Annotated in this window: 20 protein-coding genes; 15 read left to right on the top strand and 5 right to left on the bottom strand. The window is 68.3% G+C overall.

The annotated features are described in order from the left end of the window. Window positions 1-66 precede the first annotated feature (66 nt). From OEB96_RS06250 to OEB96_RS06230, 5 genes are all read right to left on the bottom strand, one after another. Window positions 67-390 carry a hypothetical protein gene (locus OEB96_RS06250; RefSeq protein WP_266214529.1) on the bottom strand — a complete coding sequence of 108 codons (324 nt, stop codon included), beginning with the start codon at window positions 388-390 and terminating at the stop codon, window positions 67-69. Then, the gene (locus OEB96_RS06245) at window positions 377-526 is read right to left on the bottom strand and encodes a hypothetical protein (RefSeq protein WP_266214528.1); all 150 of its coding nucleotides are present in this window, start codon (window positions 524-526) and stop codon (window positions 377-379) included. The genes OEB96_RS06250 and OEB96_RS06245 overlap by 14 nt, the downstream gene beginning before the upstream one ends. Window positions 527-529: 3 nt before the next feature. After that, complete coding sequence (locus OEB96_RS06240) at window positions 530-1,027, bottom strand: hypothetical protein (RefSeq protein WP_266214527.1); 498 nt, start codon at window positions 1,025-1,027, stop codon at window positions 530-532. Next, window positions 1,027-1,257: a hypothetical protein gene (locus tag OEB96_RS06235; protein ID WP_266214526.1), complete on the bottom strand. Its 231-nt coding sequence runs from the start codon at window positions 1,255-1,257 to the stop codon at window positions 1,027-1,029. Before OEB96_RS06235 ends, OEB96_RS06240 begins: the two co-directional genes overlap by 1 nt. Window positions 1,258-1,345: 88 nt before the next feature. Further along, window positions 1,346-2,509, bottom strand: a complete 1,164-nt coding sequence (locus OEB96_RS06230; protein ID WP_266214525.1) for a hypothetical protein — start codon at window positions 2,507-2,509, stop codon at window positions 1,346-1,348. Window positions 2,510-3,430: 921 nt separating this feature from the next. On the opposite strand from OEB96_RS06230, the gene OEB96_RS06225 reads away from it, so the two are divergent. The 15 genes from OEB96_RS06225 (at window position 3,431) to OEB96_RS06155 (ending at window position 14,064) form a co-directional block, all read left to right on the top strand. Then, window positions 3,431-3,811, top strand: coding sequence for a hypothetical protein (locus OEB96_RS06225; RefSeq protein WP_266214524.1), 381 nt, complete (start codon window positions 3,431-3,433; stop codon window positions 3,809-3,811). Window positions 3,812-4,008: 197 nt separating this feature from the next. Then, complete coding sequence (locus tag OEB96_RS06220; protein WP_266214523.1) at window positions 4,009-4,818, top strand: hypothetical protein; 810 nt, start codon at window positions 4,009-4,011, stop codon at window positions 4,816-4,818. 117 nt (window positions 4,819-4,935) lie between these two features. Then, complete coding sequence (locus OEB96_RS06215; RefSeq protein ID WP_266214522.1) at window positions 4,936-5,733, top strand: cupin domain-containing protein; 798 nt, start codon at window positions 4,936-4,938, stop codon at window positions 5,731-5,733. 10 nt (window positions 5,734-5,743) lie between these two features. Further along, window positions 5,744-6,175, top strand: coding sequence for a hypothetical protein (locus OEB96_RS06210; RefSeq protein WP_266214521.1), 432 nt, complete (start codon window positions 5,744-5,746; stop codon window positions 6,173-6,175). After that, complete coding sequence (locus OEB96_RS06205) at window positions 6,172-7,254, top strand: hypothetical protein (RefSeq protein WP_266214520.1); 1,083 nt, start codon at window positions 6,172-6,174, stop codon at window positions 7,252-7,254. The genes OEB96_RS06210 and OEB96_RS06205 overlap by 4 nt, the downstream gene beginning before the upstream one ends. Further along, a complete protein-coding gene (locus tag OEB96_RS06200) occupies window positions 7,254-7,805 on the top strand; it encodes a hypothetical protein (RefSeq protein ID WP_266214519.1) in 552 nt (183 codons plus the stop codon). The genes OEB96_RS06205 and OEB96_RS06200 overlap by 1 nt, the downstream gene beginning before the upstream one ends. Next, entirely contained in the window at window positions 7,802-8,389 is a 588-nt protein-coding gene (locus OEB96_RS06195) for a hypothetical protein (protein WP_266214518.1), read from the top strand. The genes OEB96_RS06200 and OEB96_RS06195 overlap by 4 nt, the downstream gene beginning before the upstream one ends. Further along, window positions 8,386-9,135 (top strand): hypothetical protein, encoded by a 750-nt coding sequence (locus OEB96_RS06190; RefSeq protein ID WP_266214517.1) that lies wholly within the window; start codon window positions 8,386-8,388, stop codon window positions 9,133-9,135. The genes OEB96_RS06195 and OEB96_RS06190 overlap by 4 nt, the downstream gene beginning before the upstream one ends. A gap of 5 nt (window positions 9,136-9,140) precedes the next feature. Next, a complete protein-coding gene (locus OEB96_RS06185) occupies window positions 9,141-9,812 on the top strand; it encodes a peptidoglycan recognition protein family protein (RefSeq protein ID WP_266214516.1) in 672 nt (223 codons plus the stop codon). After that, window positions 9,809-10,504 (top strand): hypothetical protein, encoded by a 696-nt coding sequence (locus tag OEB96_RS06180; RefSeq protein WP_266214515.1) that lies wholly within the window; start codon window positions 9,809-9,811, stop codon window positions 10,502-10,504. The genes OEB96_RS06185 and OEB96_RS06180 overlap by 4 nt, the downstream gene beginning before the upstream one ends. 16 nt (window positions 10,505-10,520) lie before the next feature. Then, window positions 10,521-11,066, top strand: a complete 546-nt coding sequence (locus OEB96_RS06175; protein WP_266214514.1) for a hypothetical protein — start codon at window positions 10,521-10,523, stop codon at window positions 11,064-11,066. Next, window positions 11,063-11,308, top strand: coding sequence for a hypothetical protein (locus OEB96_RS06170; RefSeq protein ID WP_266214513.1), 246 nt, complete (start codon window positions 11,063-11,065; stop codon window positions 11,306-11,308). The genes OEB96_RS06175 and OEB96_RS06170 overlap by 4 nt, the downstream gene beginning before the upstream one ends. Beyond that, window positions 11,305-11,880 (top strand): hypothetical protein, encoded by a 576-nt coding sequence (locus OEB96_RS06165; RefSeq protein ID WP_266214512.1) that lies wholly within the window; start codon window positions 11,305-11,307, stop codon window positions 11,878-11,880. Before OEB96_RS06170 ends, OEB96_RS06165 begins: the two co-directional genes overlap by 4 nt. 18 nt (window positions 11,881-11,898) lie before the next feature. Continuing rightward, on the top strand, window positions 11,899-13,050 hold the full coding sequence (locus OEB96_RS06160) for a hypothetical protein (protein ID WP_266214511.1): 1,152 nt from the start codon (window positions 11,899-11,901) through the stop codon (window positions 13,048-13,050). A gap of 186 nt (window positions 13,051-13,236) precedes the next feature. Further along, window positions 13,237-14,064, top strand: a complete 828-nt coding sequence (locus OEB96_RS06155; RefSeq protein ID WP_266214510.1) for an AlbA family DNA-binding domain-containing protein — start codon at window positions 13,237-13,239, stop codon at window positions 14,062-14,064. Window positions 14,065-14,878 lie beyond the last annotated feature (814 nt).

Genomic DNA, 14,878 nt, shown 5'->3' with positions numbered 1-14,878 from the left:
CGTTCATCGCTCACCTCTGGCAGGTCCACGCCACGGCCGAGCACGGCCCGGCCGTGGCGTGGGGCGTTAGGTCTGTTCGTCGTCACCTCCGCGCCGCAGCAGCTTGGCCAGGCGCCGGTTGGCTCGTGTGCGTATGCGAAGGAGCAGGTCCAGCGGCCCGCGCCGCGTCAGCTCCTCGCCGATCGCTTCGAGCTGCTCGATCTGCTCGGCGATCGCCGGATCGACCAGGTCGGACGGCCCCCATCCCCGCCGTTTGCATATTCGAGGGTTCGGGGAAGGCGGAACGAAGGCCGCCCGCCTGGTCAGGAAGAAACCGAGGAGATCGAGACCCGGCCGCGCCTGCTTGGCACGTGACCGGCCTCGAAACCCCCGGGCATCACGCTTGGCCATGGTGCCGCTCCTTGCCGCTCAGTGCCTCGGGGACGTCGATGAGGTGCAGGTGCAACGCGAGCGCGAAGGCACCGAACGGGCAATGCCTTCGGTCCTTGGCATCACGCCCACGCGCCAGCCGGGTCTCGGCGGTCATGGCTCAGCTCATGCCCGTGGGATTGGGGTCGTCGTGTGCGAGCTCTTCCTCGACGAGGACCGTGGCCTTCCGTACCTGGACGGCGAGCCAGTGCGCGAAGCCGGCCTCTTCCAGCGACTCGAGCAGCTGGTTCCCGTCGATCTCGACCGTGCGATGGTGGCCCTCCTCTTGCCGAGGGGACGGAGTCGGGCGCGGCGGCTTGGGGATGCAGCCCATGCAGGACGCCAGGGGATCGGGGCCCTGGCGGCCGAGCCAGTGCCCCACGAGCGCCGCGCCGGCGGGGAGCAGCGCCAGCAGCAGGTCGTCGCGCTCCTTGTGCCGCGCCGCGTGCTCTCGGACCCGTTCGGCGGCCCGCGCCCGCGATTCGACCTCGAGCTGCAGCTCCTGCTGCTGCGCCTTGGAATCGGTGACCGACCGGTACAGCGTGGCCACCCCGTACAGCACCGCCGCGACACCCAAGAGCACCAGCGCGGTCGCGAGTCCTTGGTCGAGGGTCTCCATCACACACCCCCTTCCGTGGTGACGATGGGCAGCGGCTCGAGCAGCTCCATCACCAGGTGCACGCGCTTGCTGGCGCCACCGCTCTCGAACACCTGGCGGTCGATCAGGCGATAGCCATGCGCGGCCTGGGTTTGCAGCCAGGCCGCCTGGGCGGCCTCGTGCTCGGGACCGCCCACGGCGAAGCCCTGGCAGACGTAGATGGGTTTGGTTGGCTTGGTTTCTTCGGACATCGGTTCGTTCTCTTCGTGTGCAAAGGGTTTGGCGGCCCGCCACCGGGTCGCATTGGTGGAAGAAGAGCTGTCGGGTGAGCCCGGACGATCAGCGCCTACGCACTTCCTCGATGAGCTGTCCGAGCACGATCGCCTGCATGCCGATCGCCCCGACGAGCCCCGACATCAGGGCCTGCGACGCGGTCTGGTCCTTGGCCTGCCACGACTCGTCGAGCTTGGTGAAGATCGCCACGAACTCGTCGTCGGTCGTCGCCTTGCGGGCCGCCTCGATGAGCGACCACTCGTCCTCGGACAGCAGCTTGCGCGCCTTCGCGATGCCCTCCGCGGGCACGCTGGCCAGCGTCTGCTCGAGCCGCTGGGCGTAGCGAGACGAGCGCTCGGTGGCCGTGGTGTCCACTGGCGTGCCCTTGGTCCGGCCCCGGCCCAACGGAGGCTCGGTTCCCGGTCCCCCGGTCTGCTGCGTCGTGACCATCTCGATGAGCTTGCGGACCAGCGCCATCATGTCGGGGCCGGCGATCTCGAGCGACTTGCCGAACATCTCGGCGCGCTGACTCGACCGCTGCTTGATGAGGTCGTGCTCGAGCAGCCGCTGCTCCCGGGTCGACTCGTGCTCGAGGATCGACAGCACCTGCTGGAGGTCGTGCTGCCGCCCCCCGCCGAGCTGGTCGCCGAGCCGCTCGAGCAGCTCCGTCGACTTGCCCAGGATCGTCGGGTACTGCCGCACCACGTCCATCAGCACGCGAAACAGCGCGTCGTTCTGGCGCTGGAGCTGGTTGTTGGCGGCCATCAGCGCGTCGTAGTGCTCGCGGTTCTCCGACCCCGTGCCGGGCTCGTCCACCTCGGGACCGAGCAGCGACGCAGGCAGGAGGAATTGGAAGCACACCTGCTCCCCCGTCTCCTCGCCGTCCTCGTCCATGACGCGATGCAGGCCCACGACGCGGTAGTTCTTGCGCTCGCCCGTCTCCTCGACGTGCCGACGCGCCATCTGGACGATCTCGCCGGCCAGATCGCCCGGTGGAGTCCCGCAGATCAGGAGGACGGAGCCGTCGTCATCCGTGAGGTCTTCCTCGTCGTCATTGAGCTCCCAGCGGTGCGGCGTGGGGACATAGCCGCTCTTTCCCATGTGTCGACGTAGCTCGATGGCATCCAGATCCTCCGCAGCATGGTGCGAGAGAACCTTCTCGAGCAGGCGGGTGCGTGTGTTGCCGTGTGTAGAGTTGGGGTCGTCGGTTCTTACATACTTGACTGCCATGAGGCGCTCCTCTCGGAGGCCCCTCGAACATGCGTTGTCAGTGAACACCAAAAAGTGCTCCGACGCAAACGGCTTTGTTCTGGAGAATTCGAGGAGATACGGGCAACGTGTACGAAGGCGCCCCGAAATGACCCTTCACCGAGAACCGGTGTAGGGGTGACCGCTGTCTTTATCGGGAGACTTGGACCCACCACTTTTCGCGCACGGTCGATGTGGGTTCATCGTCGATGGGCCGACGACGCGTGGATTCGGGGAGCTACGGGGATGTGTTCGCGGTCGCCCCGAAGCGATGCTCGCTCCTGAGTGGGTTCGCGACGCCCAGTCCTCGTAGTCGACGATGATCGATCACACGAAGGAATGCCCGATCCCGAAATGTGTGTCGCTGTCAGAATCGCGCATCGTCGACTGTCGAGGTGACGCCACGCTCGTGTGCGTTCCATGGTGGGTCCCGAACTCCCACGTCCCGCGCCCGTCGCTCTCGCTCGACCTGCGTTCGAGGCGAACTGGGCCCAAACGTGTGAATTCGTGGAGATAGGGCCCCTTGCTCGGAGCAGCCCCGAAACGGTGCTCGGAAGTAAGTGGTCCCATGAGGCTCCTGAGTCGCCTTGGAAATTCTCGCGTGATCATGCGTGAAGGAACGCCGATCTCGAGACACTTGGCGGTATCGAAATCGCGCGTCGTCGCCACATCGATCCCCGCTCGATCGAGCCGCGGAATCAATAACCGCCGCGGTTCCGAATAGTCTGGGGAACCATCTGTAATCGATTCCAAATAGATTCTGCTGTCGAAATTCGCAGTATTAGCGCGTTGCTCGCGGTCTCGTTGCCCCTGCTGCGATTCGACGATTGGACATCTGCGTGGCTCACTGCCTGGGAACCCGCGGTTGCATTCGTGACCGCACATCCGAGAGGAGACGAAGCCATGAAGTTGGCGGTGATCAACCCACACAAGTACGACGACAAGACGCGGCCGGAGCTCAAGCAGCAGCTCCAGAAGCGCGATGCACAGGAGCTGCAGAAGGTCCAGGAGGCCAAGGCGGTCGAGAATCGAGCCCTCCGGATGGGCACGACCGCCGCGGTCGCGCTGCTGACGGGCCTCATCTACCAGAAGAAGCCGGCATTCGAGTCCCTGTTGGGGACGCCCGCGAGCCTCGACCACATCCTGGCGCTCGGCGGCTCGGCGGTGGCGTTCCTGGCCGAGGACGAGACGCTCGTGCAGGCGGCCGAGGGAGTGGCGAACGCGAGCGTGGTGCCGCTGCTGCGCGCGGCGGGGCGCAAGCTCGGAGGGATCTCGTTCGCCTGATGCCCTGACCGGCGGGCTCGAGCCGGGGACGAGGCGTCCCGAACCCGAGCACGCGGTGGCGCTCAGGCCGTGGGGGAAATCCTGCCTCCGAACGTGGGCACCTTGCTCGACCAACCCCGACAAGTCCCGGTGGCGCTCAGGCCGTGGGGGAAATCCTGCCCCCAAACGTGGGCATCGACTCGAAAGGACGACAAGACATGCAACGACACAAGATCCGAACGAAGAGACAACTCGATGCCCAACACGCAGCCGACCGGGCGGTGCTCGCCTCTCGGGCCCAGCGGGCCGAACGGGCCAAGGCGGCGGCGAGCGATTCCCCGACCGTCCGTCCGCCTTCGCCCGAGGAGATCGAGCGGTTCGCGGTGGGTGGGTGCGGCACGGGCTGCCAGCCGACCGCGAGCTCGCCCAACGCGTGCCAGCCCGTGGCCACCTGCGCGCCGCAGGTGCCGATCTGCCGGCCCACGTCGATCAACGACTGCTACCACGAGGTCGCCAGCAAGCACGGCTGCCCCCTCAAGGTGACGTCGGGCGGCGTGCTGCGGGTGGACGGGCAGAGCCGCATCGAGTTCCGGGTGGAGCCCACCCAGAGCAACTACTTCTTGCCGATCGCGGTGCGGCTCTCGGGGCGGGGGAGCACCGACCCGGATCAGATCCGCGTGTGGCTCTTGACCGCGGTGATGGTCAAGAACCATCCGCAGGAGAACTACCACCAGCCCAACCCCGACGCGTCGACGGTGGTGGGCGTGGAGTCGGTGGCGTACGACGGCAAGACGGCCGGTGACGTGCCGGCCTTCGAAGTGGCGTGGGGTCCGTTCTCGCGGGCGGCCCAGGCCGACAACCTCGTGCTGGTCGGGTGGAACCCGTACGCGGCCGGCATGTTCCTCAACGCTCGCGCGGAGCTTTGGGGATACGAGATCGAGGCGCTGCCGCAGGGATGGAAGTGCGGGCACCACCCCGGACGCCTGCCGCAGCCGAGCTCCGATCCGTCGTCGGTGCCCGTGCCCTGACGCGGGGACGACCGAGCGAACAACGACGGCCGCGCGCGCTGGTGCGCGCGGCCGGGCCAAGAGCCGAGCCGAGCCGAGCACCAACCGCTGCCGATTGCCGATCCGAGGACCCAAGCCATGAGCCAGATCCACCACGAGCATCGAGACCCACGACTGGGCACCGCCTATGTCTCGCGCCGCACCGCGCCTGGTGCCGAGGTGTTCGGGGTGGTGTCGGACGACGGAACCGCGGCGGGCCTGCGCCCCATCACCACGCGCGTGGGCTCGTGGTCCAGCGAGTGCCCGACGGGCGAGCACCTTTGGATGGTGGGTAGCACGGTGCAGGAAGCCCTGCGTTGGTCGCCTGCGCCTGCGGGGCCCGCTGGTGTGTCGGGGCTGGATCCTTCGCGGCGATCGGTGATGCGGCTGCGGATCACCACGACCGACTCGGCCCGCGGCACCACGTACGAGATCGATCTGGGGCAGTCGCTCGAGCTCTACGCCGAGGCGTTGCAGGTCGAGCTGTGGGCGCCGCAGGGTGCGGTACTGTTGGGCACGCAGCAGCCCGTGGCCCCGCAGCAGGGCCTGCTGTTCGAGAGCCAGGCGCTCGTGCGGATGATGCGGCTCGAGGTCTCGCGCGGGGCCTGCTGCGCGCTGCTGACCGATTCCTTCTACATCCCCGCCGGTCAACCGCACGTGCAGCGCGTGCCCGCGGGGGCGCGGCGGCTGACGGCCTATCCGTCCGCGCTTGGCCTCGGATCCATGTGGTGGTGGCTCCGAGGCGACCCGGCCACGGTGGCGGTGCCGCTGGGCCTCGTGGCGTGGTCGAGCGACCGGCCGCGCATGGAGATCGACGTGCCCTCGGCCGCCCACCTGCGCATCGACCCGGCCGCGGTGGCGCGGCTGTTCACCATCGTTTGGACCATCACCCCGTGAAGGAGCGGACGTGTACCAAGTATCACTACGGCTGGCCGAGCTCCCGAGCCAGAGCGTGCTCGAGGGGTTGCTCGACGTGCTCGCCGAGCACAACTGCCGCTGGTACCTGCGTCAGTGGGCGGCGTACCGCGATCCTCCTCCGAGCGCTGCGGCGGCTGGAGTGCGATGGCATCCCGACGCGCCCGCGATCGAGGCTGTGTTCCAGGACGCGCCGCTGGTCTTTGCCCGCAAGTGGGCATCGTGCGGGCCGATCGCCGCGGTGTCGGTGGGGCATGCCCGCGCGCTCGATCAGATCCGCGGAGTCGCGGCCATGCGTGCCCGCGACGAGCACCGCGTGGTGCTGCTGGCCCAGAACCCGCTCGGTCGCGGGCGTCAGTGGCACGCGTATCACCTGGCCGGTCATCGGCTGATCGACCCAACCGAACGAATGAGGCGGATATGAGTAGGCGAACGAAGCGATGGGGGTTGCTCGGCCTGATGGGCTTGGGCGGCGGGTTGTTGGCCGTTGGGGCGCTGGCCTCGGGCAGCAGTTCGGGGGGCAACGGCTCGAGCGGTGGCGGCTCGGGCGATGGGCCTGGCAAGGGTGGCTCGGAGCCGGACGACGGCGGCGGGTCGAGCACGGGTGGTGACGATCTTCCTCCGCCGCCCGAGCCCGACAACCCCTTCGGGGACCTCCCTCCACCACCCCCGCCGATCGAGGACGAGCCCGATCCGGAGCCGGAGCCATGGCAACCGGGCAAGCACATCGGCGGCGCCAAGGGGGGCGGAGGGACGACGCCCACGCCCAAGCCCACCCAGCCCGGTACCACCGACGGCCCCAAGCCGCCGATCGACACGCCCGAGGACGACCCGGTGATACCGGAGCCGGAGGAAGAGCTCGACCCGCCGTGGTCCGAGCTGCTCGACCCGGATCCCCGCGGCGGGTCCTTCTATCCGGTCGTCGAGAACGACCGCTTCGGGGGTACCAACGCCACCTACTCGATCGCCTACCGGTATCTGCTCTCCGAGGCGTTCCTCGCCGCGAGCGAGGTGGGCGGCCTCGATGATGAGGACGCGAGCGTGTGGGCGCTGGCGATCGCCAAGCAGGACAAGCTCCGGCTGCGGGTCATCGACCTCATCCAGTGCAGCGGGTGGAACGATGCGATGTACGGGGCGTACCCCGTCACCGTCTCGCACGCGAGCAAGCATGGGCGCTCGATCTTGTTGCGGCCCGTGCACGGTCCCAACGCCGAGCGGATCGAGAACCGTTGGGCTCCCTTCCGCAACATCACCATGGCGGGCAACCCCGCCGATCCGAGCTATCGGGACTACGAGCTTCTCTGGCTACCGCCGGTCGACCGCGAGGTGCTGTGGGAGTCGGCCGGGCAGGTGCTCACGACCACGGGGATGGAGTGGGACGACGGGTCGTCGATGGAGAACCCACCGCCTTGGGTGATGTGGCAGGGCATCGACGATCTGAGCGGCGCGCTCACGGGTGACTTTGGCTGTCCAGGCTCGGACGGCGAGCTGGAGGTGGAGTGATGGCCTGTGGAAGCACATACGCGCATCTGTTGGCGACCGAGGACGGCAAGACCCCCGACGACCCCTGGGACTGGCGCGCCGGGCCTGGCGACTACGACGAGTGGTACGACGTCGCGCATGTCGTCGGCCGGGAGGTGTTCCGGCGCTGGAATTGGCTGCTGTCCATCGAGGACAAGCTCGCCAAGCTCGACGAGCCACCGGTCGATGGCCCGTACCCCGAGCGCGACGCGCTGCTGGCCTCGCTCCAGGCATTCGCGACCAAGCTCGAGGGGCTGCCGCACGTGCTGCTCGACCCGAGCGCCGTGTTCGAGCTGAGCTGGGAGCCCGGGATCAAGAATGCGATCGCGGTGGCGCGCGAGGGCACGTGCGTGCTCGAGCAGCTCGACGCCGCCGCGGCCTACTACAAGCGCCCGCCGCTTCCCGAGAGCCGACCCAAGCGTAGGCCCGCAGCCGCCGGGCGAGGTTGGGGAGCGGTGGTGATGACCGGTGCGCTGGCGATCGGCGGGGCCCTGTGGTGGCGACGCCACGCCCGGAGGAGGGAAGTGCGATGACCTGCGGAAGCTCGTATGCACACTTGCTGGTCACCGAGGACGGCAAGACGCCTGCCGATCCGTGGTCGTGGCCGCCCACGATCTTCGACTACGACGAGTGGTACGACGTGGCGCAGGCGGTCGGGCGCGAGGTGTTCCTGCGCTGGGATTGGCTGCTGGCGATCGAGAACAACCTCGCCAAGATGGACGAGCCGCCCGTTGACGGGCCGTACCCCGAGCGGGATCAGCTCCTGTTCCTGTTGCAGGACTTCGCCGCCAAGCTCGATGAGGTCAAGCACCCGCTCAATCCGTTCGATGTCGACGGGTTGTCCTGGGAGCCGTCGATCCGCGAGGCAATCTCTGCGGCCGAGGACGGCACGTGCGTGCTCGAGCATCTCGACGCGGCTGCGGCCTACTACCAGCGCCCGCCGCTTCCCGAACGCCACCCCGAGCGCGAGCCCGATACGGGCGACGACGGCTCGGGCGACGACGACCAGGCCGGCGGCGACCTGGGCGGGGTGCTGATGACCGGAGCGATGGCCGTGGGCGCCGTGCTCCTGTGGAGACGACACAACCAACGAAAGGGACGAAAGGCACGACGATGAAGAAGCGCAAAGGCAACAAGGGACTGGCCATCGCGGCCGGAGTGGGGGCGCTGTTGGCCCTCGGAGGGCTGGCCTCGGCGGCCGAAGCCGGCGGCGGGCTGGTGCCCGGTGGCGGCGGGCCGGGTGGCGGTGGATCGGGCGGCAGCGGTGGCTCGGGTGGCGGTTCGGGCGGTGGCTCCGATCCGTGGACGCCCGGGCCCGGCGGCAAGGGCAAGGTGTTCAGCGGTGGCTCGGGTTCGGAGTCGTGGACCGACTTCGACTTCAGTGGCAACGGCCTGTGGATTGCCCCCGAGTGCGACGGCGTGGTCGAGGGCGCCCTGTTCCGGCCGCGTGACGACGCCTTCGACGTCTACGCGATCGAGCCCAGCGAATACGAGAGCTACGAGGTGGGCAAGGAGCTCGAGGCGGTCTTGAAGGTCCACTACGAGAACACCGTGGCGGGCTTCATCGACTGGTACATGAATGGTCGCGAGCTGCCGTCGGTGCCGATCTTCGATGCGTGGGTGGAGTCGTACTGGGCCGAGCGAGGGTGGCCCAAGCCGCTGCCGGCCGCCCGGCGGATCACCGCCGAGCTGCTGCGCCAGGCATCGACGATGTCGCTCCCGGATGCGCCCACCTGCATGGACGTCAACCCCGTGGACTGGGGCGACGGGCTCGTGGACTGGGTCGCCGACTTCATGCTCTGGCTCGACCTCTACCTCCACGAGTGGTGGTCGGACGAGATTGCCTTCGAGCCGGGAGTGTGAGCGCCATGGTTCCGATCTGGATCTCGGTAGTCGGGCTCGGGGCGCTATGGCTTGCGCTGTCGAAGCGGCCGGGCTCGAACCTGCCCAACGGCGGCAGGATCGTCGATCGTCGCAAGTACGCGCGGCTGACCGACGAGGCGGCGTCGCACACGACCACGCGCAAGGCATCGGACGTGCGCGCGCTGGTGCTGCATCAGATGGGGTTTTCCCGTGGGAACGACCCCAAGCGCTACGACGGCGTGACCGCGCACTACGTGGTGCTGCCCGACGGGGGCATCTACTGGTTGCACGACCACACCACCCGGCTGCCGGCGTCGGGTGGGCTCAACTCGCAGAGCGTGGCGGTGGAGTTTGCCGGCAATCTTCCGAGCCGCGCCGGGAGCACGAATCCCGATGCGTTCTGGGGCGGGGAGAAGTTCGGGATGGACCAGCTCGAGCCGGCGCAGATCGAGGCCGGGCGGGTGCTGGTGGATGCGCTGAGGCGGCAAGGGTGGCTCACGCACATCTATGCGCATCGGCAAGGCGGGCCCAACCGCGAGAACGACCCGGGGCCGGACGTATGGCGGGAGGTCGCCGTGTGGGGGATCCGCAAGTATGGGCTCGAGTGGGGCGGCGAGAGCTTCGCCGTCAACAAGGGCAAGCCGATCCCGGCGCATTGGTGGGGGGCGGTCGCATGACCCGGCGCAGCGGTAGCCCCGTCATTTGGGGCACGGCGATCGTGGCGGGCCTGGTCGCGGTCGTGTCGATGTCGGGCACGGCGAGCGCGAGCCAGGGCGTGGCGCCTGGCGAGGGCGCGTATCGGGTCGCGGCCGTCCGTGGGCTGGCGGCCGAGGCCGGGCTGCCCCCCGCGTGGGGGGACTTCTTCGCGCTGGTGGCCTGGCGCGAGAGCAAGGGCAACCCGCAGGCCGTCAACGACTCGACGAGCGAGGCCGCGGCGGCGGCCAAGGCGTTCGACCGGAACCGCGAGCGCTATGAAGGATGCGGCCACCCGGAGGGCGCCTACACCTTCGGGTCGGGCGGATGGTTCGGGATGCTCCCCGCGAACGGCCTCGCTCAGCTCGGCGAGGCGCTGTACTGCCTGCCGCCGTCGTCGGTGCTTGAGCCGAGGGTGGCCCTGGCCATGGCGGTGGGCTTCGCCCGCGGGCTGATGCGGTGGGACGGTTTTGGAAAGGTGCCCACGTGGCTCAACCTGCGCGCCATGTGGGGCTGGCCGGCTAAGGGTGGCGATCTGGCCTTCCTGGCCAAGGCACGGGTGGAATTCGCCGGAGACGCGGCCGAGGTGGGCCTCCCCGCGTCGTGGCTCGATGGACGGCCGCCGCCGCTTTCGGTGACGGGGGCCGAGGTGTTGCAACGACTGCAAACGGTGTGAACGAACGGAGGACGACATGAAGACGAGCGTGAAGTGGGGAATCGCTGCGGCGGCGCTGCTGGGCGTGGGTGTGCTCGCGATGGGCACGGCCAGCGCGGCGACTGAGGAGGAAGAGGACCCCAACGCAGGCAAGGGCTTGAAGGACAGCGGCGTGCGGCACGGGATCCGCTACGAGGGCTGCGATCACTTCGATGTGGTCGACCCTGACGCGATCGAGGCGTGGGGGATCGAGAACAAGTGGAAGTTTGCCAAGTGGGCGCTCAAGCTCGACGAGCTGCGGGCCAACCCCGAGCCGGCGATCGTCGAGGCGCTGACGATGCTGTTCCCGGAGTGCACCTGGCCCGCGCCGAGCACCACGACCTTCGGGCCGGAGAAGATGGGGTGGACCGAGGCGATGGCCATGGCCAAGGAGGCGGTCGCCAACCTCGACCTGGCCGTGAGTGGTGGGGCCGACGGGGCGACGGCGGCCGCGGGCTGGCTGCTGCGCCTGGGGCTACAGCGAGCGCTGGGGTTCGGGCAGGGGGTCCGCTCGCGACGGGGAGCCAGAAGGGGGCGGCGATGAGCACCCAAGACGACGGCGAGGGTCTCGCCGAAGTGTTCGTGAAGGGTGTCGTGTTCACCTTCGGTGCAGCGCTGGCCGGGCTCCTCCTGCGCAAGGTGTTTCACCAAAAGCCCGAGGTAGTCGTGGTCGCCGTGTCGGCCGACGAGCTCGAGCGTGCGGCCGAGGACGGTGCCGAGGTGGGCGAGCTCGATGGGGTCGACGTGGCCGAGCTCGACGACCTGGGCGAGGAGGGAGACCGGTGACCCTACTGACCGGCACCGTCGTCGGCGTGGGGCTCACCCTGGCCGTGCTCACGCTGGCGCGTGGGTCGGGACAGGGAGCCGCGGTCGGGGCGATACGTCCCGCGTGCGGCGTGTCGATCGTGCTGTTCCAGCCCGATGGGGTGGAGTCGACGCTGCTCGACAAGGCGACGGGCGGGCACGGGTTCTCGCACGTGGCGCTCGACGGGTGCGAGGCCGACGACCAGGGGCGAGCGCTGCTGATCGACTGCCGGCCCGGGCTGGGGGTGGCGCGGGTCCTCGAGACCGAGTACGGCGAGCGTGGGCGGGTGCGGGTGTGGCTGCCGCTGTGCGAAGGGCGGGAGCTCTATGGGTGCGTTCGCGGGCGCGTCGGGCAGCCCTACGATGCGCTCGGGTTGATCGTCCCCAAGGAGGGGCCGGTGGGCGGGCTGGTGTGCTCGCAGTTGGTCTACGAGTGCCTACCCCAGACGCTGCGCGGGCGAGTGCCCGCGTGGCCGAAGGGGCGGCCGGTGGCGCCGAACGACCTCGCACGAGGGTTCGGAGCGGTGCCGGGTGGAAGTGACGTGGTGCTTTGAAAAAGGACGAGGTACGTGATGAGCAAGTGGTTGTGGTTGATGGGGGTTGCGGGAATCGGCACGGTCGCGCTCGCGGCCGGGAGCTCGGCGAGTGCAGCCGGCGATGGTGGCTCGAGCAGCGGCGGCGGGAGCGGTGATGCACCTGCGCCTGGCAGTGGTGGAGGGACGCCCACCCCCGAGGGCGGAGACACGCCCGAGCCCGGCTCGACGCCGGAGCCCACCGAGCCGAAGCCCACCGGGCCCAAGCCCACCGAGCCGTGGCTCCCCAAGCCCTACGACGAGTACACGCGAGGGCCGTACACCATCGACCTGACCGGGCTCTCGACCGGGATCCGGTGGCGAGTCTATGCGACCGCCGCGAACCCAGCCACCGAGGCGGCGAAGGACACGGTCAAGCTGGGGGCCGGGATCGAGCAGAGCGACGAGGATGCCCGTGTAGCTGCCAACGCCTACGTGGACGAGCTCGGCCTGCTGCCCGTCGAGCCCTTCCCCCTGCCTCCCAAGCCGCAGCCCGACCCGCCCGGGGCTGAGGCCGGGCTCGAAGGAATGGCGCCCGAGGCCGGGCCCGCCCCCGGGCCGCTGTTCGTCAAGGGCAACGGCGACGTGGGCTTCGAAGTGGGCTCGTCGGCGATGGTCCAGCGCCACGGGCTCAACGTGTGGGACGACTGCACGCGGATCACCGTCGACAGCATCGTCTCGTGGATCGCGTGGGCGGAGTCGTGGATCCGCAACCGAGTGAGGACCACACCCCGCGTCAAGCTGGTTCAGGGCCTACTCGAAGCGAGCTTCCCGGGGTGCTCGTGGGACCTGGCCCGGGTTCGTGTGGCCAATGGGCGGAGCCTTCTGCAGCAGCTCGCGGTAGTGGACGCCAAGTACTTCGCGCCCGTCCGGGCCGGCAAGCCTTGGCCGCCGCTATCACCGTGGGAGCCGCTGCTGCTCGAGCGAGCGGTGGCCGAGCTCGTGGGGGAGAAGGCGCCCCCCGTCGTACCGCCGGAGTTCCCATACCTCGGATACCATGTCGAGGTCGAGGAGACCCCGGTGGGGTGGGTGTGGAGGGCGTGGGGGCGAGGCAAGCACGAAGGCGCGGCGGAGCTTCAGGGGGGACCGGAGATGGCATGGCAAGCGGCGGTCATGGCCGCCAGGGCGAGTCTGGCAGCACGATTGGGGTAGGTCGGCTGCCTGAGCGCGAGGATCAAGTTGTGGTGGTGGAAAAGCACACCTCAAGCACCACGAGGATCACGACCATCCGCGCATTGACGGATTCTGCTGCGCCGGACGCGCGCCTCGCCGAGCCCAGGGCCAGCCGTTCTCACGCCGTTTGGCGTACTCCATTCATTGGTTCTAAGCTCGCCCCCGATGTTCATCCGAACACCGCAACAATTCGAGGCACTCGTGTTGCCCGGCCCCAATGGTCAAGGTGGGGAAGAGGGGACGCATCTCGATTTCAAGAGGGAGCACCACCACGGTCCGAGAGGCCACCGCGACACGGCGCTTGATCTCGCGGCGTTCGCCAATGCATTGGGTGGCGTCCTGGTCTTCGGAGTTGCCGAAGACGGACAGCGTCCGAAGTTTGCCGGCAGCCTTCACCCGATCGACGTAGAAGCCACCGTGAGGCATGTTGAAGACGCAATCACGACGTGGACCTACGGTTTCGAAGAACGCCCTCGGCCGGAGCCGATGGACGTCGCTGGCCACCGTGTGGTGATCGTCAACGTGCCGCCGTCTGCTCGTTTGGTGAGCGTGCGGGGTCACAATGACCCCTCGATCGCTTATCCGTTCCGCCACGAGCACGGGAACCACTACTTGAAGGCCGAAGAGGTCGCGCATCGCCTCGACACGAGGCGAGGTTTCGCGGCGAGAAACAAGCTCGCAACCTGGTTGCGGAGCTCAAATGAGAACGGATGTCTAATCTATCTATTCTATCTCCAGCCTTCGACCGGCGAGCTGCCGATTGTCGCACAGTGGAAGGAAGACACTGCCGGCGGCGTCCAACTCATGGACGTGACACCTCACGGTGCCAGGCTGAGTTTTTGGTCTGCGAGTCTCGGGGTAAAAATCGCGTTTGAAATTCCGTACGAGTGGATCATCTCGGTGTGGTGGAACGGAGATCGGGTGGCAGTCCACGTGGCGGCGAATATTTTCCTGCACGGGATGTTCATCAGAGCAGTTCCGATGCGATGGTAGTTCGTGTCCAACCACCGAAAGATGTCCCAGAGTGGATGCCGCGAGTCGGTCGCGGGCACCACGTGGGTGTGTTCGAGCCCACCATGAGGACAACCGCGAACACTGACACGCGATTACAACTGCCGGCCCGAGGACTGCGAGCCGAGGCGCACGACCACCCGCACCGCGCCAAGTTTCACGGCGAGACCGGTGTCAAGGACCGCGGGCAGCGATCAACCCCAGCTAGTGTAGTGAGTCGAGCTGATCACGGGCGCCCGCGGCCGTTCGTCCCACGTCCCACGCTGACGTAGTGATCCCGGACCAAGCCTCATCTCCGGGACAAGTCGAGATCGATCAGCGGGGCGGCCGCCGCAAGCAACGGCAGCCAGCTCGCAGTAACCGCGGTTGAGCACGGGAATCCTCGGTGCCCCCGCGAGGCGGGACTCCCCGGCGAGGTGGAGACAACGATTCGCGCGTTCGATGATGTCCAGCCCTTGGAGTTCGGTGTTCGGGCTTGCCCGCGGCCACATAAGCGACCGCCGTCGTTCCTCTGTGATCCCACCGCGGCACTTTTTGGGCGGCCTAGACGGCGTAGACCAACACTGGACACGGATGTCCCTATCGTGCAACCTTCGCACCAAGGACGACCTGTGCCCGCGAGGTTCTGATGATCAGCATCACTCACCGAGACGAGGTCCTGCGCCGGTCCCGCGACGCGACCATGAGTGGGGGGGAGATGAACGTCTCCGGGCTATGCGGACGCCTCCTGGGCGCTCACGGAAAATACTCGACTGCCTGACCATCCAAAGGCCACGCCATTCGGGTCCCCATGGGG

This window comes from Paraliomyxa miuraensis, assembly GCF_026337845.1.
GTDB classification, from domain to species: domain Bacteria; phylum Myxococcota_A; class Polyangia; order Nannocystales; family Nannocystaceae; genus Paraliomyxa; species Paraliomyxa miuraensis.
This window is presented reverse-complemented; position numbering and strand designations above follow the sequence as displayed.